Below are 22,877 nucleotides of genomic sequence, written 5' to 3'. Positions count from 1 at the left end.
CTCAGAAGTTTTCCACGAACGGACGCAGTTCCATCTCCCACGTCCATGCCGAGCGCGGCTGCTTGTGCAGATGGAAATAGTTGTCGGCGATGTGGTCCGGATGCAGCTTGTTGGGGGTCGCCGCGTCGTCGCTTTCACCGATGCCGCCATCAATCACAAAATGTCCGACATGAATACCCTTCGGTGCCAGTTCACGCGCCATGCTCTGCGCAAGGCCGCGCAAGCCGAATTTCCCCATCGCGAAACTCGACGAGTTTGCGTAGCCCTTGACGCTGGCCGATGCACCGGTGAACAGGATCGAGCCGGACCCGCGCGGCAACATTGCGCGCGCCGCGGCTTGACCGACGAGAAATCCACCGAATGCGGTTACCATCAGGACGTTTCGCACCGCTTCGGGATCAAGTTCGGCGATCGGTCCGCGCGCCCGGGCCGACGGGTTGTAAATCACCAGCTCCGGCACACCGAAGTCCGCCGCAACCCAATCGAACAGCGCCGCCACCGAGGCCGGGTCCGAGCCGTCACAGGCATGGGCATGGCCGGAAACCTCGCCCACCAGTCCTTCGAGCTTTGCCGTATCGCGGGCCGCCAGCAGCGGGGTCATACCCTCGGCACGGGCCTTTCGGGCCAGCGATGCGCTAAGCCCCTTGCCGGCGCCGACGATCAACGCAAAACGGTTGTCATTCATTTCGAAACTCCTTACATCCCATAGCGGTGCTGCTTTACGGAGCATGCCCGATCCGTGCAAAATCGCCAAGCGGGCACCTTCATCCGTCCGGTTCCGGACAGGAGATTTATTTGTTCACAGATATCGGTATCCCGCCTTACGGCCTGGCTCTGATCTCGGCGTTTCTTTTCGCCCTCGGCGGACAGTTCCAGAATATCGGCGTGCAAGCGATGGAACCGCGCGCGGGCACCATGCTGACCATCGGCGCCAGTGCCGCCTGTTACTGGCTCGCGGCGCCGTTCCTGCTGCATCCGGAATATTTTCTGCACCCGGCCGCACTGATCTTCGTTGCACTCGGCTTCGTGCGCCCGGCCCTGTCGGCAAACCTGTCGGTGGCAGCGATCCGTTACATCGGCCCAACCCTGACGACGACGCTGGCCGCAACCTCGCCGCTGTTCGGGGCCGCTTTCGGCATCCTCATCCTCGACGAAATGCTGACGTGGCAGATCGCGCTCGGGACTCTGGGTATCCTGAGTGCGGTGCTGTTGCTGACCCGGCGCAATAAAAAGGTCCCGGCAACCTGGCCCTTGTGGGCGCTGGCGCTGCCGGTGGCCGCGGCGATGATACGTTCGTTCGGGCACGGGTTTTCAAAGATCGGCATGGAATACATCCCCGATCCCTACTTCGCCAGTCTGGTCGGGTTTACGGTCTCATTTTTGCTGACCTCGAGTCTGCATCTGGCAAAGGGCGGCCGCACCCGTGTCCCTTTCACCACCCGCGCGCCCTACTGGTTCCTGGCCGCTGGTCTTTTGTTCGGCTCGGCGATCCTGTCGCTCAATACCGCTTTGCTGAACGGCTCCATCGTCACCGTGGTGCCGATCGTCGCCGCCTCGCCGATTTTTTCCATGCTGCTCAGTATTATCGTGTTCCGCCGCGAGTACCTGAGCCTCAGGATTATTGCGGCGGTGCTGATGGTCGTCCCCTCGGTGGTGCTTATCGCGCTCGGTTAAGCAGCCCGTCCACGGATACCGGTCCGCCGCCCTTCACCACCAGATAGATCAACGGGAATATCCACAAAAGCCGCTGGTCGGCGATAATGCCGTCCTGCACACGATCGAACATCATGCCGATACTTTTCGCATCGAGGCCATGAAACGCCACATCGACGAAACTCATCACGCCGATAAAGCCGATCAGGCTCAACGCGGCGAAGCGCGTGAACAATCCAACGAAAAGCATGATGGGGATAAGCAGTTCCGCATAGGTGCCGGCCAGCACGATCAGCTTCCACGGAAACAATGCGATCTTGTTCGGATCGTATCCTGCGGCCTCGGCGATGGACGGCAGAATCTGCGCATAAGCACCAACGGCGGGAATGAGCATGTCCGGGAAGCCGCTGCCGAGTTTGGTCATCGCCGAATTGACGAAGAACGCCAAAAGCACCGACGAGAACACCAGCCGGGCGGCGAGACCGAGAAACCAGTCTCCGGCCAGTCCTTCAAGAATGCCGAAGACCTTGTCGTGCAGTTTTTTCACCAGATTTACGATGCTCATGATCGGCTGCTCCCCCGTGTGGGTGAATGATCGAGGGCGACAACGGCCCCTGTGTTGAAGATATCGGCGAGATGCTGGGACGGATCGAAATCCCGGTCTTGTTCCTGGTCATGTAAAAGGGCGTCGCAGATATCACCCAAGGTACGGCCGGCCATCAGGCCGGTCATAAAATCAACGGCCGGCACATTGAACGGGATGACGGAAACCTCCAACGCGGGGCGAATAATCAACCCCTGTTCACCCTGCCATTGAATGGTCGAGAGATCGGCTATTTCCGTGTTCTGATGTGCCTGCCAGATTGAAATGACGGGATAAGCACTGCGGATCAGACCGGCACTTGGATGAAGGCCGATTTTGAGACTATCCAGAGTGGACCCGGGAACTTGTGCCAGCTTATCAATGCCGATAGGTAGCGCATCTTTGGCATGATAGGCGTCAAGCCACAGGCGTTCGAGCCGGGCGATATCGCCAAGATAGGGGATATTTCCTGCAGGCTCGAATGTGTCGATGAAGGTTGAGAACGTTTGACCATACTCAAAGAGAACCGGCGAAGCCGGTTGATTTTTTTGAACGTAGATCTGCGCCATGGCGGTAAAGAATTCATCGCCGACCAGACGTTTCACGACAGGAAATGTTTCCGCCAGCGCTTCCGACAGGCTGACGGCGACGTTGTTGCGGTAAACGTCGAAACGCGCTTTGCCGCTTTCGATCCCCGGCGGCACCGGCATGTCCGGCTTGGCCAGGGCGGCACTGAATTTTTGAGCGCTCTCAAGCCACATGGCGCGCCTCGCTTGTCCCGGCAGAGCCGCCGAGAACCGCTGAAACCTTGCCGATCTCTGCCATCAAGACCATCCAGTCCGGCACGTCGTTATCCCATTCGATCAGCGTCGCAAGCGGGCCTGTGCGTTGCAGAACCTGCCTGTAGAGCGCCATTACCTCGGCCGAGACCGCCCGATCATGGGCATCGATCAAAAATTCCCGGCCATCGTCGTCAATGGCCACGGCATGCCCGGCCAGATGGATTTCGTGGACATGATCCAGCGGGAACCGCCGGATATATTCCTGCCCGTCCCAGCCGTGATTGACCGCCGAGACATGCACGTTGTTGACGTCGAGCAACAGACCGCATCCGCTACGGCGCTGAACGGCGGCGATGAAATCGACCTCGTCCCAGGTGCTCGCCGCAAACGTCACATAACTCGACGGATTTTCCAGCAGGATTTGCCGGCCCAGATGCGTCTGCACCTGATCGATATGATCCGAAACAAGGACCAGGGTCTCATCGTTGTAAGGCAAGGCCAGTAGATCGTTCAGATACCCGCCCTGATGCGTCGACCAGGCCAGGTGTTCCGATACCAGCGCCGGCTGATAGCGATCCACGACCCGCTTCAGACGTTCGAGATGATTGGTATCAAGCGGCAGCGGACCACCGATCGACATTCCGACCCCGTGCACGGAAAGCGGATAGTCGGCACGAATTTTTTCGAGTTGGGCATGAGGGGGGCCGCCGGCGCCCATGTAGTTTTCCGCATGGACTTCGAAGAACCCGGTACAGGGCCGGGTTTCCAGCACCGAGCCGAAATGGCGGGCCTTAAAGCCAGCACCGGCACGCAGCAAATCTATACCCTGATATGTCATCGGCCCCCGCCGCTCATCTCGATCAGCACAAAACCTTAAGCGGGGTTGTCGCGCTTCAGCGGTTCGAGCGATCCCATGCGGCCGCCCGGCAGTTTCATCGTCGTGCAGGTACCTTTGGGCACCAGTTTCCAGGCATTACCCTGATAATCGACCTTGGACGTCCCTGCGCAGGTCGTGCCCGGACCGGCGGCACAATCGTTCTGGCCGGCTTTGGATACGCCATAGCATTTGACGTTCTCGGCGGCGGAGACCGGGGCCGAAAGCGTGGCGGCACCAGCGGTGGCAAGGGCGCCGGCAACTACGGCGGCAGCGGTAAAGGTTCGTTTCATCTGTGTCTTCTCCTGAAAGCGATGGATCATGCGCCGTCCCATGCGGCACGTCTTTCGTATGCCACCGTTTGCAGAAGGGGAGAAATCAAGTCCCCTCACTTGGGCGTGAGGCGCGCGCGAGGTTCGGACAATCGCCGACAATAAGCCTTTAGGCGTCGTCGAGTTTTTTCCGGATCATGCGGATATCCGCCCAGGCATCGCGCTTCTTGATCGGCGTGCGCAGCAGGTATGCCGGGTGGAACATCGCCGTGGCGTTGATCGGATGCGACAGCTTCGGTGTCTGAAACGAGAACCACTTGCCGCGCAGGCGGCTGATGCCCTGGGTCTGGCCAAGCATCGTATGCGCCGCCGGCGCCCCCACACAGACCAGCACCGCCGGATCGACGATTTCCACCAGCCGTTCGATGAACGGATGGCAAACGGCGGATTCCTGCGTCGTCGGCGTACGGTTGCCGGGCGGGCGCCAGAATACGGTGTTGGAGATCAGCACGTCTTCGCGTTTCAGCCCGGCACTTTCCAGTATGGCATTCAAAAGCTTGCCGCTGGGGCCGACGAACGGCACGCCCTGGCGATCCTCGTCCGCCCCCGGGGCCTCGCCGACGAACATCAGCCGGGCATCGGCGGGACCGTCGGACAACACAAGATTGGTTGCGGTTTTCTTCAGCGGGCAACCGTCGAAGCCGGTCAGCGCCTCTCTCAGATCATCGATGTTCTGTGCAGCGGCGGCCAGTTCCATGGCCGACTTCACCTGCCTGTTGTTATCCACCTCGCGCGGGTCGATCTTGGCGCCACGGCTGATGGCGGGTGCGTTTTGCGCAGGTGTGCGGGACGCCGCGGATGCTGAAGCCGTAGGTGCCGGCCCTTGTTCTGGCGCCGGGGCAACGGCAGACACGGCGAACCTGTCGACCGGCTCGTCAGCGACACATTCATCGCAACCGGCATCGATATGCCATTGCAGTACGGCGGAAATATCCTGAGTCTGCTCCATGAACGGATCATATCACGCTGTCGCGGCCTGAACAGCGCCCGAATAAGGGTTGTAAATGACGCTTTCAGGCGACTTCGCTTCGGAATTGTTCCGTGAATCGCCGAAAACAGCATGATATAACGCCGAAGCTCGTGGGGGCTGGACTTAATATATGAGTAATGGGGCGAACATGAACGACGACGCACAACAAGCAGAAGCCATTGAACGCGAAAGCATGGAATTCGACGTGGTTATCGTCGGTGCCGGCCCGTCCGGTCTATCGGCGGCGATCCGGCTGATGCAGCTGTCACAGGAACGCAAACACGAGATCACCGTCTGCGTCGTCGAAAAAGGCTCCGAAGTGGGTGCGCACATTCTGTCCGGCGCCGTCGTCGATCCGATCGCGCTGAACGAGTTGATCCCCGACTGGAAAGACAAAGGCGCGCCGATGGGCGTGCCCGTCACCGATAACCAGCACTGGGTTCTGTCGGAACACGGCAGCGCATCGCTGCCGCACATTCTGATGCCGCCGCTGATGTCGAACCACGGCTGCTATACGCTGTCGCTCGGTAACCTGACGCGCTGGCTGGGCGAGCAGGCCGAGGCCATGGGCGTCGAGGTTTATCCGGGCTTTGCCGCCGCCGAAGTGCTGTTTAACGACGACGGTTCGGTGAAGGGCATTGCCACCGGCGATATGGGCCGGGGCAAGGATGGGCAACCAGGGCCGAACTTTGAGCCGGGCATGGAACTGCACGCCAAATATACCTTCTTCGCCGAGGGCTGCCGCGGACATCTGTCGAAGCAGTTAATGGAAAAATTCAATCTGCGCGAAGGCCGCGAGCCGCAGACTTACGGCATCGGCATCAAGGAATTGTGGGACGTGCCGGCCGAAAACCATAAGGAAGGCACCGTCATCCATACTCAGGGCTGGCCGCTTTCCGAGTGTGCCGGCGGCGGCTTCGTCTATCACCAGGAAGCCGGGCAGATCGCCATCGGTTTCGTCGTCACGCTGGATTACGAAAACCCGTACCTGTCGCCTTATGACGAAATGCAGCGCTTCAAGACGCACCCGGATATCAAGAGAATGCTCGAAGGCGGCCGCCGCGTTGCCTATGGCGCGCGCGCCATCAACGAGGGCGGCCTGCAGAGCGTGCCCAAGCTGGCTTTCCCGGGCGGCTGTATGACCGGCTGCGCGGCGGGCTTCGTCAACGTGCCGCGCATCAAGGGATCGCACAACGCCATGAAGACCGGCATGCTTGCCGCCGAAAGCGCCTTCGCCGCCTTGAAGGCCGGTCGCAGCCATGACGAGTTGGCCGACTATGAACCGGCATTCCGTAAATCATGGGTCTACAAAGACCTGCACAAGGTCCGCAATGCCCGCCCGGCGCTGTCGAAGTTCGGCCTCACGCTGGGCACCATCTATGCCGGTTTCGACATGTGGCTGAACAATATCGGCCTTGGCTTCCTGCTGCCGTGGACGCTTGCCAACCACACCGACCACGACCGCCTGAAGGCGGCCAAGGACATGCCAAAGATCGACTATCCGAAGCCCGACGGCGTGATCACATTCGACAAGCTGACCAACGTTTCGTTCTCGGCGACCAACCACGAGGAAGATCAGCCGGTTCACCTGACGCTGAAGGACGATAGCGTGCCGGTCGCGACGAACCTCGGCGTCTATGACGGACCGGAAGCACGCTTCTGCCCCGCGGGCGTCTATGAATACGTCGCCGACGAGGACAAGGGCGCAGACGCCATGAAACTGCAGATCAACGCGCAGAACTGCGTGCACTGCAAAACCTGCGACATCAAGGACCCGACCCAGAACATCAACTGGGTAGTACCGGAAGGCGGCGGCGGCCCGAACTATCCTAATATGTGACGGCTTCGTTTCTTTTACCCCCCCTCATCCTGCCCTTTCCCCAAGGGAGAAGGGACTCACGCATGACCTGCATTCTCTTCCAGAGGGGCCCCTTGCACCGCATAGCTCAATTTGCGAGGCTGCATCAGGGACGCGTCAGAGAACCCATATCCAAGGACAAAGCCGCGAGCGGCGTTTCCCGGTCCGAACGACGATAGTTAGGCAATCCCATGAAACTGACGACCGATCAGGTCGGCGCCATTGAGCGTCAGACCGGCGCCATACCCATCCCCGACGACAACCCCGCCAGCGAGGCGCTGACGGAAGTTTTCGGCGAGCATACTTTCTATGCCGATCAGAGCGGCCTGCATGTGCTGGAACCTGTCGACGCCGAAGAGTTGGATGGCACGCACGCCGAGGTGATCCAGATCGCCGAGTGGACGACCGACGCCAAGGACGAACTGCAGCCGATAGAGCCGCAACGATCCGGTGCCGTACTGGGGCTCGATGAAGCCGGTGAAGCTGCCATCGGTGCTGACAGCCCGGAAGACTGAGTTTATTCCGCAGGGGCGTGTGATTTATCGACCGCGCGTAATTCACCGGTCAGTTCCTCACCGCTTTGCGAACGCGGTTTCGACAGCCCGGCGATCAGCGCATATAGCACCGGCGTCAGCAACAGCGTGATTGCCGCCGCCATACCGAGTCCACCGAAGATCACCCAGCCGATCGCAACCCGTGCCTCGGCACCTGGGCCGACGCCGAGAATGAGCGGCAGGCCGCCGAACACCGTCGAGACCATGGTCATCATGATCGGTCGGAACCGGACCAGCGAGGCTTCACGGGCCGCATCGCGCGGGCTCAGCCCCTGTTCCCTGAGCTGGTCGGCAAACTCGACCATCAAGATCGCGTTCTTGGCCATGATGCCGGTCAGCATCAGCACCCCGATTTGCGAATAAATGTTGATGGACGTGCCGGTAATATAGAGCGCGAAGATCGCCGCACAGATTCCGAACGGCACCGTCAGCATGACGACGACGGCGCTGGTGATGCTTTCGAACTGTGCAACCAGCACCAGGAACACGACGACAAAGGCGATCAGATAGGTCACCAGCAAATCGTGCGAGGTCTCGTTCAGGGTTTTCGCCTCGCCGAGGAAGATCAAACCGACATCGCCGATCAGGGTCTCCGCAGCCAGCGCTTGCACCGCTTCGATGGCTTCACGCAAGGTGCGTCCGGGGGCGATATCCGCATCGATTTCAATGGCCCGGCGCTGGGCATGACGGTCCAGCTCGGCCGGGACGGAACTTTCCGAAAACGAGATCAGCTGCGACAGCGGCACCAGCCGCCCGCCAGCCGCCGTCACATATAGATTGGCGATGTCCGACGGCTCGTTGACCGCCGCTTCCGATGCCTGCAGCATGATCGGCACGGCCTTGTCGTTGACGGTCAGCTCGGCGACCTCGAACTCGTCGACAAGCACCTGGATCGTCGTCGCCAGATCCTCGATGTCGACACCCAGATCGGTGGCGCGGCGACGGTCGATGTCGATCGAAAGCTCAGGCTGTGTGGCGCGGAATTCAACGCGCATGTTACTGATCCACGGCAGATTGTTCTCTATCTGACGGACGAACTTGTTGGTCTCGACGAAGATGTGATCGTAATCCGCGCCGATCAGCGCGATTTCCAGGCCGCCGTCGGCATTGCGCAGGTTCAGGCTGTTTCCGCGTCGGACCCGCGCCTGGGCGCCGGGGATCTTGGCGAGCTTCCTGTTTACGTCCTTGGCGATGTCACCTTCGCTGATGGTCCGTTCTTCCCAGGGGATAAGCGGCGCATCGATCTGGCCGCGGTTGAGATCGTAGCGGCCGGTGATGGTGAACAGTTTTTCGACCACGCCACTGGCGACATAAGGTGCGAGGATTTTTTCGACCTGTTCAACCTGTCGGTCGGTATACGGCAGCCCAACCCCGTCCGGCCCGGTCAGGCGTACCGTGATCTTGCCGCGATCTTCCTCAGGCACCAGTTCCTCGCCCAGGTCTTGATATGCGACATAGGCGGTGGCGATGACCGCAGCGCACAGGATGAATACCAGTATCGGCGCCTTCAGCACCATATCCAGCGGTACCGTATAAGCCTTGAGTCCCGCCCTGCCGAGACCATGCAGGATCGCAGCGACACCCTTGGCCGGCCCGCCAGGTGCACGGTTCGGCAATTTCGACGACAGCATCGGCACCAGAGACAGTGCCACGAAAGATGAAATCATCACCGTCACGGCGAGCACGAAACCGAATTCCTGAAACAGCCGACCCGCCGTCGACGGAAGGAAGGAAATCGGTACGAACACGGAAACCAATGTCGCCGTGGTCGCCAGCACGGCAAAGAATACCTGACGTGTGCCGAGCACGGCGGCAGCACGGGTCTTTATACCCTGTGCACGCATGCGCTGGATGTTTTCAAGCACGACAATGGCATCGTCGACAACGACCCCCGCCGCCAGCACCATCGCCAACAACGTGATCAGATTGATCGAGAAGCCGAGCAGCCAGACCGCGGCCAGAGAGCCGACCAGTGCCACCGGGATTGCCACCGTCGGGATCAGCGAGGCGCGGAATTGTCCGGTGAAGACAAACAGCACAAATACCACGATCATGATCGTGTAGCCGAGCGTCACCAGCAATTCACCGATTGAGCCCTTGATGAACAGGCTGTCGTCGGAAATGGTTTCGATGGTGATGGCAGGTATTTGCGCTTTCAACCGCTTGACCACCCCGGCCACCCCTTCGGCAATGGCGATGGTGTTTGAACTGGCCTGACGCACGATGCCGAGCGAAAGCACGGTGCGCCCGTTCAGGCGCACCCAGCTCTCCGCTTCGGCGGGACCGAAGAAGACACTCGCCACATCGCCGATACGAACCGGCTCACGGATAAACAGGTCCTCGATCTTTTTCGGATCGATGACCGATGCATTGGCCCGCACCAGCACTTCCTGCTCACGCGACTGGAAGCTGCCGGCCGGCACATCGTAACGCGCATTACGCATAACCTTGGCGACATCCGCGACCGACAGGCCATAGCTGGCCAGCCGCATGGGGTCGAGCAGCACACGCAGCACGCGCTCCTGATCGCCAAACACGTTCACGTCTGCGACACCTTCGACCGAGGTCAATTCGGGAATGACCTGGTCCTCGACAACCCGGGTCAGGTCATCAATCTGCAGGCTTTCGCTATAGACCGCGAGTGTGACGATCGACGTCGCATCCGCATCGGCCTTGATCACGGTAAGGTTTTCGACCCGATCCGGCAGTTGCCGTTCGACGCGGCTGACCGCTTCGCGGACGTCGTTGGCGGCGTCGATCAGATTAACGTTGGGATTGAAAACAGCCCGGAGACGGAAATTGTTTTCCTCGGACGACGCGCGGACTTCCTTGACGCCATTGACCCGGGCGACCGCCGCTTCAACGATACTGGTGACTTCCGCATCCATGGTTTCCGGCGACGCCCCGGGATAATCGCCGCGCACGGTCACGATCGGACGGTCGACATCGGGCAACTCGCGGACTTCAACGCCCAACAGCGCCCCGAAACCGGCAATCATAATCAGAAGATTGAGAACCACCGCCAGATACGGGCGGCGCACGCTCATCGTCGGCAGGTCGTTGACCGCGCTTGACGTATCCAGGCGTTCCGCCATTTTCAGCTACCTTCGCTTTGCGATATCTCGACCTCGCGGCCGTTCCTGAGACGCTGCACACCCTCGACGACAACCACGTCTCCGGGTTTCACATCGCCTTCGACAAGGACCTTGTTGTTGAGCCGACGTTTCGAGACGACCGGAACGCGCTCCGCCTTGCCGTCGCTAATGCGCCATATGAAACTTTCTCCGTTCTGCCATTGCAACGCCAGTTCCGGCACGCTGGTGAGCATTTCACCGGGCAGATCAAGGTTGACGAAAAACGACATGCCGGGGCGCAACGAATCATCCGTGTTGGCGAATTCGGCGCGCACCCGGACGGTTCTCGAGACCGGGTCGACGCGACTATCGATCTTGTTGATGTGTCCTTCGATATCACGGTCACGGAAACTCGGTGTCCGCGCCGTTACCGGCATGCCGAGGCTGAGCCGAGACAGATTCCGCTCCGCTATTTCGAATTCGACCAGAAGCGTCGAACGATCGTCGATGGTGATGATCTCGCTTCCCGTCGTCACACGATCACCGATTTCAACCTTGGGGATACCGACGATTCCGTCGAATGGCGCGCGCATGGTGCGATCTGCAAGTGCCTCGCGCGCCTGCCCCAGTTCCAGTTTCGCACGCTCGAGGATCACGTCGGCGTCCTCGACATTCGCTTTCGAGCGGACATTGTTGTCACGCAGGCGGCGCGCCCGTTGGAGCGTGTTTTCAGCTTCCTTGACGCGGGTATCGGCAACACGGACCTGCAGCCCGGCGTCGCGGGCATCAAGGCGCATGATGACGGCGTTCTTCTTGACTTCCTGGCCGCTTTCGACCGGAAACTCCACGATTTCGCCGGCCGCCGCCGGGAACATCGTTACCGAAAGCCGCGCACGCGCCGTGCCGATGGCTTCAATAAGAACACTGTCACGGGTCTCGCCGACCGCTTCCACGATTACGGGAACGCCCTTGGCGGCGGATTTTTTCTTGGCGGCGCTTTTATCGGCTGCCATTTTCGGACTGATTGTGGCATTTGCGAACAAAGGCCCCCACTGATCGTGGGTTCCCCACAGCACGACGAGCGCCAGCGCTGCGACGGCAATCCACCTTATCCGGTGTTCCCGTTTCACTGGCGGCGCCCCCGCTTTACCGGCAAGAGAACCTCATGCGACATCATGTCCTTCGTGTCATCCACTCTCATTTACTCCACTCGGAATCCATCGGCCCCATGATACAAACCTTCGTTCAGGGGCGTCGGCCCCATGCCAAACTGTACAGGGAATTTCGATAGGCCTGTTCTTGCCGACTATAGCCCGCAGGCCAAACGGTCAGATGGCCGATCACCATTCAACCCAATATTGTTACATGTTATTTGGGGAAATCCAAAGCGTTATCAAGACGGCAAAAGCCCACCGAACATGGCCCCAGGTCGGCATAAAACGGCGCCCGGTTTATCCGGCGTCGCCCAGACATCCTTTGACAGCGACGATATGCGGCGTTACGTGATTTCATGATCCACGCTATTTTCGAGACGCCATGAACAACCCGTCGACACAAAGTGCCTCAAGCGACATTGACGGCAAGTACGCATGGACGCGGCTGGCGATTTCGCTGGCTCTCAGCACGGTCGGCGGCATCGGTCTGTGGTCGGTTGTCGTCACCCTGCCGGCGATCGAGGCGGAATTCGGTCTCGACCGGGGCGGCGCTTCTTTGCCCTATACCGCGACGATGATCGGTTTTGCCGTCGGCGGTATCGTTATGGGGCGCCTCGCCGACCGCTTCGGTATTTTTGTCCCCCTGCTCGTCGGCACCTTTATGCTGGCAATCGGTTATGTCGTCGCGTCACAGGCGGAAAGCGTTCTGGCCTTTACGCTGGCGCAGACACTTTTGATCGGCATGATGGGCAGCGCCGCGACATTCGGTCCACTGGTTGCCGACGTTTCATTGTGGTTCGAAAAGCGGCGCGGCATTGCCGTCGGCATCGTCGCCAGCGGCAACTACCTGTCCGGCACCATCTGGCCGCCAATCCTGTCGTATGCCATCCAGACCGTCGGCTGGCGCGAGGCGCATCTGTGGATCGCCGTTGCCTGTATCGTCATCATGCTGCCGCTGGCATTCCTGCTGCGGCGCCGCGCCGACACCTCGGAACGCCCGAGCATCCTTGGGACTGCGCGCGGGCTCAGACCTGACGGCATGTCGAGCCGAACCGTGCAAATTCTGCTGATCGTCGCCGGGCTGGCCTGCTGTATCGCCATGTCCATGCCGCAGGTCCACATCGTGGCTTACTGCGGCGATCTCGGTTACGGCGTTGCCCGCGGCGCGGAGATGCTGTCGATCATGCTCGGCCTGGGGGTCGTCAGCCGTATCACGTCGGGTTTTATCGCCGACAAGATCGGCGGTCTCGGTACCTTGCTGCTGGGCTCGGCACTGCAGTGCGCAGCCCTGTTCTTCTACATTCCTTTCGATGGCCTGGTCTCGCTTTATGTTGTTTCCGCGCTGTTCGGCCTGTCCCAAGGCGGGATCGTTCCGAGTTATGCGATGATCGTACGGCAATTCTTTCCGGCCCGCGAAGCCGGCGCACGAGTCAGTCTTGTCCTGATGACGACCGTCATCGGCATGGCCATCGGCGGCTGGATGTCCGGTGAGATTTATGACCTGACGGGATCGTATCAGGCAGCATTTCTGAACGGTATCGCGTGGAACCTTTTGAACATGGGGATTGCGCTCTGGTTGTTGCTGGGCCAGCGCCAGCCCCGCACCGCCTGACGATTAACAATCCGCCGCGAAATTCTTCGAACCCGGGCCACGCGCGGGCTGGCCATGGGCGAGCCGGGACACTAAACTCAAACAAGCCGGAATACAGCGGCTCATGTTATCGGAGAGCACTGAATGCCCCCAAGTTCGCGTCTGTCCCACCCTGTCGCCCGCTACCTCTGCACCATGTTTATGACGGCATGCATAGCCGCTTCGACCACGTCTTTTGCCGTGGCGCAGGACGAGGAGACTTCATTGTCGGGGAATTTTCTGGCTGGCCATGTCGCGCAGAAACGCAGTGACCTGCCCGCCGCCATCCGCTTTTTCAGCCGCGCGCTCGATCAGGATAAAATGCAACCCGACGTATTGCGCCGGACGTTCCTGTTCTCGGTTATGGATGGCCGCATCAACGATGCTCTGGAACTCGCCAACGAGTACATCAAGGATGAAGCCAAGGCCCCGATTGCCAACATGACCCTGGCGATCGAGGATGCGCGCAAGGAAAACTGGAAGGCCGTCATCGAGCGCATGTCGGCACTGGATGCGACCGGCCTCAACGGTTTCACGGCACCGATGCTGAAGGCATGGGCAACGTTCGGAACCGGCGATCTGAAGGCGGCACTGGAAGCCCTGAAGCCGCTTCGCGACCTGGGCGGCACCCGCGTCCTGCATGATCTGCATGCCGGCCTGATGCACGAGCTTGCCGGCGAGTTGGCCGCAGCCGAAACTTATTACCTGTCGGTCGCCGAACAGGATGAAGGCTCTTCGCTGCGCGCGTCACGCATTCTCGGCACCTTGTATGAGCGCCAAGGCAAGGTTGCCGAAGCCAAGGCGACCTTCGATCTGTACCTGAAATCGCAACCCGGCACCTCGTTTATCGATTTGGACATGGAACGGCTTGGCGACGCAGACACCAAGGATGCGCCGATCCTTGTGCGCAATGCCAAGGACGGCATTGCCGAAGCCCTGTTCGGCATATCTTCGTCGCTGAACCAGCAGGGCGGCAGTGAAACGGCAATGGTCCTGGCTCGTCTGGCACTGCACTTGAGACCCGATTTCCCGGTTATGCGGTATATGGCGGGCGGCATTCTGGAAGGGCTGGAACGCTACGAAGATTCCATCGACGTCTATAAAAAGCTGCCGGACGGTACACCCTTCAGCCGCGCCGCAAAGCTGCGGATCGCCCGCAATCTGGACCGGATCGACGATTTTGACGGTGCCGTGGCAATATTGAAGAAAACCGCCAAGCAATACGCTGACGATCCCCGGCCACTGGTTTCACTGGGCGACACTTATCGCCGCCATGAAGACTGGAACAATGCCGTCAAAGCCTATGACGGCGCGGTTGAACGGATCGGCACGCTCGAAGCCCGTCACTGGCAGCTTTTGTATTCACGCGGCATCGTGCTTGAACGGGCAAAGGAATGGGACCGCGCCGAAGCGGACTTTTTGAGGGCGCTTGAATTCGAACCTGATCAGCCGCTGGTACTGAACTACCTCGGGTATTCCTGGGTCGAACAGCGCAAGAACCTCGACCGGGCGCTGGAAATGATCAAGACCGCCGTCGCCAAGCGGCCGCACGACGGTTACATCACCGATAGCCTGGGCTGGGTCTATTACCAGTTCGGCCGCTATGACGAGGCCGTGCCGGAACTTGAACGCGCCGTTGAACTGCGCCCCGAGGATCCGGTGATCAACGAACATCTGGGTGATGCCTATTGGCAGGTCGGACGCCGCCTGGAAGCGACCTTCCAGTGGAATCACGCCATCGTGCTGGGCGCCGACGAAGAGTTGAAAGCAAAGATCGAGAAAAAACTCAAGGACGGTTTGTTCGAGGATGCCGACGCCGTGATCAAGACCAAGACGAATGGCGGCTGAAACTCCGTTCCGCGAGCCCGCGCCGGCGAAAATCAACCTGTATCTGCATATCACGGGGAAGCGTCCGGACGGCTATCATCTGCTCGACAGCCTTGTCGTGTTTGCCAATACCGGGGACCGTATCGAAGCGGCAAGTGCCGATACCCTGACGCTTGATTACTTAGGCCCGTTCGCAGACGATCTGCCGGAACCCGAATCCAACCTCGTTATGCGCGCCGCCCGGGAACTGGCCCGGCTTTTCGGTATTTCCCGGGGCGCACACCTGACTCTTTTCAAAAACCTGCCAGTCGCCAGCGGAATCGGTGGCGGCTCGGCAGATGCAGCGGCGGCGCTGCGCGCCCTGATCCGGCTATGGCAGCTTGACCCGGAAGACGGGCGCATCGGCAAGCTTGCGCTGTCACTGGGCGCCGATGTGCCGGTTTGTCTGATGACGCGGCCCGCCGTCATGCGTGGCATCGGTGAAGATCTGCAATTGCTGACATCATTTCCTGAGTTGCCGGTGCTTCTGGTCAATCCGGGAACCGCCGTCTCAACACCTGCCGTCTTCAAGGCACGCACGGGCAACTTTTCCACCGCTTTCGATTGGCCGGGTGACGCCCGGGACCCGGCTGGCGTTTTCGATGCACTTGCGCAGACCGGCAACGATCTGCAGGCCCCGGCCATTACCCAAGAACCTGCGATCGGCGTTGCGCTGGAGGTGCTTGGCAAACAAAGCGGCATCCGGCTCCAACGCATGTCCGGCAGTGGCGCGACATGCTTCGGCATCTTCGAGAGCGAAGAAACGGCCCATGCGGCAGCGCATGAAATCAGCGCCCTGTACCCGGACTGGTGGGTTCAGGCGGCATCGGTTTATGGTTCCTGAGAATGTCCCACAAACCGTCTCTGGGACCGTCCCTGTGCCTTTCTGGCGAATGACCTGAAAGTGTCATACGCGGGCTTGCCCCATCCGGGCGGTTGCACTATTTTCTGCCTCGCCCGCCCATATTGGCGCGGCATTACTGGGGTGTGGCGAAGAGGTCTAACGCACCGGTTTTTGGTACCGGCACTCCTAGGTTCGAATCCTAGCACCCCAGCCATATAAAAGGCCCGCCATCGGCGGGTCTTTTTTTGTTGTGCCTCCATTTTTCACGGCAGAACAATCCCAGACTTGCCTCAAAGCCGCGCATCGACTATTTACGGACCCGCGCCAGCGTGCGCAACACTATTGGGGCGTGGCGAAGTGGTCTAACGCACCGGATTCTGATTCCGGCACTCCTAGGTTCGAATCCTAGCGCCCCAGCCAAAACGGCAAGTTAACGATACCCGAAAGGCCCGCTTCGTGCGGGCCTTTTGTTGTCCTTCGGCGACCTGCAAGCGCGCACTTACAGCGCTCATAACATCATGGAATTCATATAATAAAAGAAGTCATATTTTATTTAACTTGTTAAATAACCGAAATCCCTGTACCTATTATACTGAAAATTATCTATCTGTTTGCGCGCTGTATTATATTAAATTGCGCTGTTTTTTACTTCAGATCCCTTAATTTTTCAGCTGCCGGAACAGGTGGCTGCAACGTGCTGCCGATGTTTTTTGGCAACCGTGCGCGCCAGGCATCACTCCACCCAATGCGCACATCATATGACAGGAAGCTTTATGCAACTCCCCAACAATTCGATCCCGGTCGCCATCGGCGCCGCCATTGGCGTGGTCGCCATCAGTATTATCAGTCTTGCCAACGGCTGGGTCATGCCGACGTCGAAAGTCGACGCAAAAATCGAGGAAATGACCGTCTCCGTTCAGGCATCCATTTGTGCCGCACGCGCCGAGGACTTCCTCAATGAAAGCAACAGCACCGTGAACCTCGAAGGCTATCAGGCTGAAGCCAACGAAAAACGTCAGGAATTGGCGCGCTCGTACACAACGCCGTTGATGGGCAATGATGCCGTCGATTCAAGCGTCGTCGATGCCTGTGCGCGTATGCTCAACAAATCCCGCTCCTGAATTCAACTCCCGTTTCCACAAGGACCTTCCATGCGAAAATCTTCAAAAATGACCGCCGAAGAACAATTCAAGGCGACACAAAAGAAAGCCGAAAAGGTGCTTGAGGAAAAAGAACTGGCTGAAGAAGCGCGTGCACAGCAGATTTCGACCCTGCGTGCACGCCGCTTGCTAAAAGTCGCAGCCGACAAGAAAGCCGCCGAAGCGGCAGCGCCGAAACCCCGGAAACGCAAAACCACATCCTGATCCGGCTGCAGAATAAGGATATCCACGCGTGAGACTTCGCCGTTTGCTTATGACCCTGCTTGCGTCCGCCGCCATTTTCGCAACCCTGCTTTCGGTCGATCAAACCATGGCCGGGAATATTCCCGACAACGCCTTCGCCAGTACGGCCGGATACGGTAAGAACTGGAAATGCATGCGTGGCTATATCGAATCCGGCGACACCTGCCAGCGCATCGACATGCCGGCGAACGCGCATCTCAGGGCATCGGGTGAGCGCTGGCAATGCAACCGCGGGTTCGTCAAAACGGGCGATACCTGCAGCGTCATTCAAGTGCCTGAACACGCTTACTTATCCGATTCGTCGTATACTGACGGCTGGGTTTGCGAGCGCGGATACCGGTCTGCCAACAATACTTGCGTCGCCATCAGTGTACCGGAAAACGGCTATTTGTCGGATTCCGACTATGGCAGCGGCTGGAGCTGCAATCGCGGGTACTTCGCCGAAGGCAAAACCTGTGTGCAGATCAAGGTGCCGGCGCATGCTTATCTCGACGATGCCGGGCGTAGCACCGGTTGGGTCTGCGAGCGCGGCTATAAAGCCCAGGGCGATACGTGCGTTGCCATCAAGCTGCCGAAGAACGCGCACATCGATTATTCCGGCAACGGCTGGGAATGCAGTCAGCCGTATCAGCAAACAAATGACGGTTGCGGCAAGCCCTAAGCCTTTAGGGCCGTGCATCTTCGCGGATCATATCGGCACCTTTTTCAGCGATCATGATCGTCGGTGAGTTGGTGTTGCCGCTGGTGATCGTCGGCATGACCGACGCATCAATAACCCGAAGTCCCCTGACCCCCCGCACCTGCAAACGTTCATCGACAACGGCCATGTTGTCGTTCCCCATCTTGCAGGTCCCGACGGGATGGAAGATCGTCGTTCCGATGTCGCCGGCGGCGGACGCCAGCGCCTCGTCTTCCATGTAATCCGGGCCGGGCTTGAACTCTTCCGGTGAGAATTTCTGCAACGCCGGCTGGGCGATGATTTTACGTGTCATGCGGATGCTGTCGGCGGCAACCTTCCTGTCCGCCTGTGCCGTCAGATAGTTCAGATTGATCGCCGGTTTCGCCATGGGATCGGCGGACTTGATATGGATCGAACCGCGGCTTTCGGGGCGCAGATTGCAGACGCTTGCAGTGAAGGCCGGGAACGGATGCAGGGGTTCGCCGAACTTGTCCAGAGACAACGGCTGCACATGATACTGGATATTCGGCGTCTCGTATTCGCCGCTGCTTTTTGTGAACGCGCCCAATTGCGATGGCGCCATCGTCATCGGCCCCTTGCGGAACAGCGCATATTGCAGGCCGATCTTCGCCTTGCCGAGTAACGACGCATATTGCTCGTTCAGGGTTTCGACGCCGGAGACCTTGTAGATACAGCGGATCTGCAGATGGTCCTGCAGGTTCTCGCCGACGCCCTGCAGGGCGTGCTTGACCTCGATCCCGTACTTGCCAAGCACGTCGGGTCGTCCGATACCCGACACCTCCATGATCTGCGGCGAACCGACGGAGCCGGCGCAGAGGATCATCTCTCCCTCCGCGTCGATCGTCGCGTCTGCGTCGCCGTGCTTAAGCTCGGCACCCGTGACCCGGCCTTCCGTCAAATTCAGCTTCTTGACCTGAGCATGCGTAAAGACGGTCAGATTGGCGCGGCCCCGGGCCGGCTTCAAGAATCCCTTGGCCGTGCTCCAGCGCCAACCGGCACGTTGATTGACCTGAAAATACCCGACACCTTCGTTATTCCCGCGATTGAAATCGTCGGTCAGCGGCAGTCCGGCCTGCGCAGCGGCATCGCGGAAGGCATCCAGAATATCCCAGCGCAACCGCTGCTTTTCGACACGCCATTCGCCGCCTTCGCCGTGAAATTCATCCGCAGGCATTGCCAGCTGGTCTTCGGATTTCTTGAAATAGTGCAAGACATCGTCCCAGCCCCAGCCGGTGTTGCCGAACTGACGCCATTGGTCATAGTCGCGGGCCTGGCCGCGCATGTAGATCATGCCGTTGATCGACGAGCAGCCACCGAGCACACGGCCACGCGGATAGTTCAGTGCCCGGCCATTCAAGCCCTTGTCCGGCTCCGTCTGAAACCCCCAGTCGGTGCGCGGGTTCCCCATACAGTACAAATACCCGACAGGGATATGAATCCAGATGTAATCATCTTTGCCGCCGGCTTCCAGAAGCGCCACCGTGACATTCGGGTCTTCGGACAGGCGATTGGCAAGAACACACCCGGCGCTGCCGGCGCCGACGACCACATAATCGAACGATCCCAGTTTCTTCATCGGTTGCGTGCTCCCCCGCCTCAAAATCCTGAGCACAGCGTCCCACAGACAGGGAAAACAGGCAATTCCCGGAACTACGTATAATCAACAGGAGGTGAAATGGCGCTTGCCTCTTGGATTCAATCCCTAATTGGGGCTAGGCTATTCGCATAATAATGAATGAAGTGCCCGCAGGGCCGCACCATTCGAAAAAAGACGACCGGTAAAAAAGCGGTCCCTCTCGGGCCTGGATGGAACATCCGGGGAGGAACCGTATATGACCAGGAATCACCCAGTATCGCCGCGCGCGGCCTTGATCGCAGGCCCCTATTCATCGGGCAAGACTTCATTGCTTGAAGCGCTGCTCGTAGAGGCCGGGGCCTTGAACCGGCGCGGCACCGTCACCGACGGCACATCGCTTGGCGACGGCTCGGCAGAAGCCCGGGCGCATGCCATGTCGACGGAAATGAATATCGTCACGGCCGAGTATCTCGACGAACGCTGGACCTTTATCGATGTCCCCGGTTCCGTCGAGTTGCATCAGGAAATGCAGAGCGCCATGGATATCGCCGATATCGCCATCGTGGTCTGCGAACCGGAACCGGAAAAGGCTATTGCCCTGGCGCCGATGCTGCGCGCCATGGACAAGGCCGGACTGCCGCACATCGTGTTCATCAACAAAATGGATCAGGTGCGCGCCAGTGTCCGCGAAACCCTGGAAGCGCTGCAGGCGGCATCGACACGGCCGTTGGTGCTGCGCGAGATTCCGATCCGTGAAGGTGAGAGCATAAAAGGTCATGTCGATCTGGTTTCCGAACGCGCCTTCAGCTGGCAGGAAGGGCAGCCGTCTAAGCTGATCTCCCTGCCCGAGACCATGCAGGGCCGCGAAGCCGAGGCACGCACGGAGATGCTCGAAAGCCTCGCCGATTTCGATGACACGCTGCTGGAAAAACTGCTAGAAGACGCGGTCCCGTCAACCGATGAGGTTTATGCCAATCTGACCCGCGATCTTGCGGAAAACCTTATTGTGCCTGTGTTCTTCGGCTCGGTGACGCACGGCAACGGCGTCCGACGGCTGATGAAGGCACTTCGTCACGAAGCCCCCGACGTTACGGAGACGGCAGCCAGGCTCGGCATCGACGAAACCGGGGAAGCCCGGGTCTGCATCTTCAAAACCGTCCATGCCGGTCACGCAGGGAAACTGTCGTACGGGCGGGTCATGCGTGGCCAGGTTGCCGACGGCGACAGCCTGGCGGGCGCGCGCCCGGCGGGACTCAACCGTTCCTCCGGATCGAACCTGGACCGCGTCACCAAAGCCGAAGCCGGCGACGTTATCGGTTTTGGCAAAATGGAGGACATCAGCACCGGCGATGTGGCGGGTCCCGACAAGATCATTCAACGGGCGAATTCGCAAACCAGCCTGAGGCCGCTTTACGGATTGGCGATCCGCGCCGAAAGCCGCTCCGACGACGTCAAGCTACCGGCCAACCTACAGAAGATTATCGACGAAGACCCCTCGCTGTCGACACAGCACGACGATACCACCGGGGAATATGTACTGCTTGGCCAGGGGGAGATGCACCTCAAGCTGGCGCTGGAAAAACTTGCCAATCGAAGTAGCTTGAACGTGATCGCAACGCCGCCCCGCATCGCGTATCGCGAGACCATCCGCAAACCGGTCAGCAAACATGCGCGCCACAAGAAACAATCCGGCGGACACGGTGAATTTGCCGATGTGCATGTCGACCTCAAACCGCAGGGGCGCGGTGACGGTTTCAGTTTCTCCGACACGATCCATGGCGGCGCGGTGCCGAAGCAATATATTCCCGCCGTCGAGGCCGGTGCAAAAGAGGCCCTGATGACGGGGCCGCTCGGTTTTCCCGTGGTCGATGTAGCGGTAACGTTGACGGATGGGCAATTCCACGCCGTCGACTCGTCGGAAATGGCCTTCCGCAAGGCAGGCGCACAGGCGCTTCGTGACGCTTTGCCGGAGGCGGGCCCGGTTCTTCTGGAACCGGTTAACAGCGTGACGATCTCGGTGCCGAACAGCTATACGGCGCGCATCCAGCGGATCATCACCTCGCACCGGGGGCAGATCCTTGGTTACGATGCCAAACCCGGCTGGGACGGCTGGGATGAGGTATCGTGTCAGATGCCGGCAGCCGAAATGCAGAACCTGATCGTCGAGATTCGCTCGTCAACGCAAGGCGCAGGCACGTTCGTCACCGCCTTCGATCACTTGCAGGAACTGACCGGCAAGGATGCCGAAAAGGTCGTTGAAAGCCACGCCCAGGCAGCGGACTGATCGATAGCGGACAGGCGAACAGACAAAGCTCACCTGTTGACGACGAGACCGTTCCCCGCAAGAGCTTGATTGGAGCGTTTCAGCTTGTGCAGCATCTGCTGGCTGACGCAGCTTTCAAGGTTGGCGCGTATTTCGAGATCCTTCATCAGTCGTTGCCGCAGCACCTGGACGCCAATACAGAAATACCGTGACGGGCGGTCTAGACGCACAGTCGCGGTCGCCGGTTCCCCGGACATCGCCGTCAGTTCGCCGATGAAGGAATGCGCTTCACAAACGGCTATCGCCCTGCCGCTGCTGATGATCTCGGCCTCGCCCTCAAGCAGGTAAATCAGGTGCTCGACGGGCTCGCCCTCGCGTGTCAGCACGGCACCGGATTCGCCGTCGATCCAGTATCCCGCATCCAGAAATTTCCGCGCCTTGCGCTTCGACAGATTCCGCATGGCTTGGTCGATAAACGCACGTTCCTCGTCGCTGAACCGGATGTGACGGGTCAGCAGATACATCCGGATCAAGCCAATGATGCTGATAAAAATCCAGAACACCTGGATCAATGCTGATGACAGGTTGAATGCTTGAATGAGGCTGATCAGCACACTGCTCGCAGCGGTCAGATTCAGCAGCGCATAGAGCCCGCCCTGCCCGTTCACATAGCCGAGTTGAAGTGCCGCGTAAGACCCCAGATACAAAGCGACACCGATGAACCCGAAAACCACATACAGGTTCAATTCAGCATCAAACAA

At 59.5% G+C, this 22,877-nt stretch carries 20 protein-coding genes and 2 tRNA genes; 12 read left to right on the top strand and 10 right to left on the bottom strand.

Going from position 1 to position 22,877, the window contains the following annotated elements; translation table 11 throughout:
• Nucleotide 1: 1 nt before the first annotated feature.
• Nucleotides 2-685 carry an SDR family NAD(P)-dependent oxidoreductase gene (locus L2D14_04095; GenBank protein WNK00609.1) on the bottom strand — a complete coding sequence of 228 codons (684 nt, stop codon included), beginning with the start codon at nt 683-685 and terminating at the stop codon, nt 2-4.
• A 110-nt stretch (nt 686-795) separates the two neighbouring features.
• On the opposite strand from L2D14_04095, the gene L2D14_04090 reads away from it, so the two are divergent.
• Nucleotides 796-1,674: a DMT family transporter gene (locus L2D14_04090; protein ID WNK00608.1), complete on the top strand. Its 879-nt coding sequence runs from the start codon at nt 796-798 to the stop codon at nt 1,672-1,674.
• Here the strand turns inward: L2D14_04090 and L2D14_04085 are convergent.
• The 5 genes from L2D14_04085 to L2D14_04065 all read right to left on the bottom strand — a co-directional run bounded on the left by L2D14_04085 (nt 1,658) and on the right by L2D14_04065 (nt 5,173).
• Nucleotides 1,658-2,218 carry a DoxX family membrane protein gene (locus L2D14_04085; protein WNK00607.1) on the bottom strand — a complete coding sequence of 187 codons (561 nt, stop codon included), beginning with the start codon at nt 2,216-2,218 and terminating at the stop codon, nt 1,658-1,660. The two genes, L2D14_04090 and L2D14_04085, sit on opposite strands and share 17 nt — an antisense overlap.
• Nucleotides 2,215-2,997 carry a DNA-binding domain-containing protein gene (locus L2D14_04080; protein WNK00606.1) on the bottom strand — a complete coding sequence of 261 codons (783 nt, stop codon included), beginning with the start codon at nt 2,995-2,997 and terminating at the stop codon, nt 2,215-2,217. Before L2D14_04080 ends, L2D14_04085 begins: the two co-directional genes overlap by 4 nt.
• Nucleotides 2,987-3,856: a DUF692 domain-containing protein gene (locus tag L2D14_04075; protein ID WNK00605.1), complete on the bottom strand. Its 870-nt coding sequence runs from the start codon at nt 3,854-3,856 to the stop codon at nt 2,987-2,989. Before L2D14_04075 ends, L2D14_04080 begins: the two co-directional genes overlap by 11 nt.
• A 35-nt stretch (nt 3,857-3,891) precedes the next feature.
• Entirely contained in the window at nt 3,892-4,185 is a 294-nt protein-coding gene (locus L2D14_04070) for a DUF2282 domain-containing protein (GenBank protein WNK00604.1), read from the bottom strand.
• 148 nt (nt 4,186-4,333) lie between these two features.
• Nucleotides 4,334-5,173: a uracil-DNA glycosylase gene (locus L2D14_04065; protein WNK00603.1), complete on the bottom strand. Its 840-nt coding sequence runs from the start codon at nt 5,171-5,173 to the stop codon at nt 4,334-4,336.
• A 169-nt stretch (nt 5,174-5,342) separates the two neighbouring features.
• Between L2D14_04065 and L2D14_04060 the strand changes: the two genes are divergently transcribed.
• The gene (locus L2D14_04060; GenBank protein ID WNK00602.1) at nt 5,343-7,034 is read left to right on the top strand and encodes an electron transfer flavoprotein-ubiquinone oxidoreductase; all 1,692 of its coding nucleotides are present in this window, start codon (nt 5,343-5,345) and stop codon (nt 7,032-7,034) included.
• Nucleotides 7,035-7,243: 209 nt separating this feature from the next.
• Nucleotides 7,244-7,567 (top strand): hypothetical protein, encoded by a 324-nt coding sequence (locus L2D14_04055; GenBank protein WNK00601.1) that lies wholly within the window; start codon nt 7,244-7,246, stop codon nt 7,565-7,567.
• 2 nt (nt 7,568-7,569) lie between these two features.
• Here L2D14_04055 and L2D14_04050 read toward each other — a convergent pair whose 3' ends face one another.
• Nucleotides 7,570-10,701 (bottom strand): efflux RND transporter permease subunit, encoded by a 3,132-nt coding sequence (locus tag L2D14_04050; GenBank protein ID WNK00600.1) that lies wholly within the window; start codon nt 10,699-10,701, stop codon nt 7,570-7,572.
• A gap of 2 nt (nt 10,702-10,703) precedes the next feature.
• Nucleotides 10,704-11,810 carry an efflux RND transporter periplasmic adaptor subunit gene (locus L2D14_04045; GenBank protein ID WNK00599.1) on the bottom strand — a complete coding sequence of 369 codons (1,107 nt, stop codon included), beginning with the start codon at nt 11,808-11,810 and terminating at the stop codon, nt 10,704-10,706.
• Between the two features lie 406 nt (nt 11,811-12,216).
• Between L2D14_04045 and L2D14_04040 the strand changes: the two genes are divergently transcribed.
• The 8 genes from L2D14_04040 to L2D14_04005 all read left to right on the top strand — a co-directional run bounded on the left by L2D14_04040 (nt 12,217) and on the right by L2D14_04005 (nt 18,238).
• Nucleotides 12,217-13,446 (top strand): MFS transporter, encoded by a 1,230-nt coding sequence (locus tag L2D14_04040; GenBank protein ID WNK00598.1) that lies wholly within the window; start codon nt 12,217-12,219, stop codon nt 13,444-13,446.
• A 123-nt stretch (nt 13,447-13,569) separates the two neighbouring features.
• The gene (locus tag L2D14_04035; GenBank protein WNK00597.1) at nt 13,570-15,312 is read left to right on the top strand and encodes a tetratricopeptide repeat protein; all 1,743 of its coding nucleotides are present in this window, start codon (nt 13,570-13,572) and stop codon (nt 15,310-15,312) included.
• Nucleotides 15,302-16,174 (top strand): 4-(cytidine 5'-diphospho)-2-C-methyl-D-erythritol kinase, encoded by an 873-nt coding sequence (locus tag L2D14_04030; GenBank protein ID WNK00596.1) that lies wholly within the window; start codon nt 15,302-15,304, stop codon nt 16,172-16,174. The genes L2D14_04035 and L2D14_04030 overlap by 11 nt, the downstream gene beginning before the upstream one ends.
• Before the next feature lie 137 nt (nt 16,175-16,311).
• Nucleotides 16,312-16,388 (top strand) — tRNA-Gln (locus L2D14_04025).
• A gap of 129 nt (nt 16,389-16,517) precedes the next feature.
• Nucleotides 16,518-16,594, top strand: a tRNA-Gln gene (locus L2D14_04020).
• A gap of 353 nt (nt 16,595-16,947) precedes the next feature.
• On the top strand, nt 16,948-17,295 hold the full coding sequence (locus L2D14_04015; GenBank protein WNK00595.1) for a hypothetical protein: 348 nt from the start codon (nt 16,948-16,950) through the stop codon (nt 17,293-17,295).
• 30 nt (nt 17,296-17,325) lie between these two features.
• Nucleotides 17,326-17,538, top strand: coding sequence for a hypothetical protein (locus tag L2D14_04010; protein ID WNK00594.1), 213 nt, complete (start codon nt 17,326-17,328; stop codon nt 17,536-17,538).
• A gap of 28 nt (nt 17,539-17,566) precedes the next feature.
• Nucleotides 17,567-18,238 carry a hypothetical protein gene (locus L2D14_04005; GenBank protein ID WNK00593.1) on the top strand — a complete coding sequence of 224 codons (672 nt, stop codon included), beginning with the start codon at nt 17,567-17,569 and terminating at the stop codon, nt 18,236-18,238.
• A gap of 4 nt (nt 18,239-18,242) precedes the next feature.
• Here the strand turns inward: L2D14_04005 and L2D14_04000 are convergent, their stop codons facing one another.
• Complete coding sequence (locus L2D14_04000) at nt 18,243-19,853, bottom strand: GMC family oxidoreductase N-terminal domain-containing protein (protein WNK00592.1); 1,611 nt, start codon at nt 19,851-19,853, stop codon at nt 18,243-18,245.
• A gap of 256 nt (nt 19,854-20,109) precedes the next feature.
• Here L2D14_04000 and L2D14_03995 point away from each other — a divergent pair, with 256 nt between their 5' ends.
• Nucleotides 20,110-22,137 carry an elongation factor G gene (locus L2D14_03995; GenBank protein WNK00591.1) on the top strand — a complete coding sequence of 676 codons (2,028 nt, stop codon included), beginning with the start codon at nt 20,110-20,112 and terminating at the stop codon, nt 22,135-22,137.
• Between the two features lie 29 nt (nt 22,138-22,166).
• Here the strand turns inward: L2D14_03995 and L2D14_03990 are convergent, their stop codons facing one another.
• Nucleotides 22,167-22,877 (bottom strand): cyclic nucleotide-binding domain-containing protein, encoded by a 711-nt coding sequence (locus tag L2D14_03990; protein ID WNK00590.1) that lies wholly within the window; start codon nt 22,875-22,877, stop codon nt 22,167-22,169.

This window comes from Thalassospiraceae bacterium LMO-JJ14 (genome assembly GCA_021555105.2).
Lineage (GTDB): Bacteria > Pseudomonadota > Alphaproteobacteria > Rhodospirillales > Casp-alpha2 > UBA4479.
This window is presented reverse-complemented; position numbering and strand designations above follow the sequence as displayed.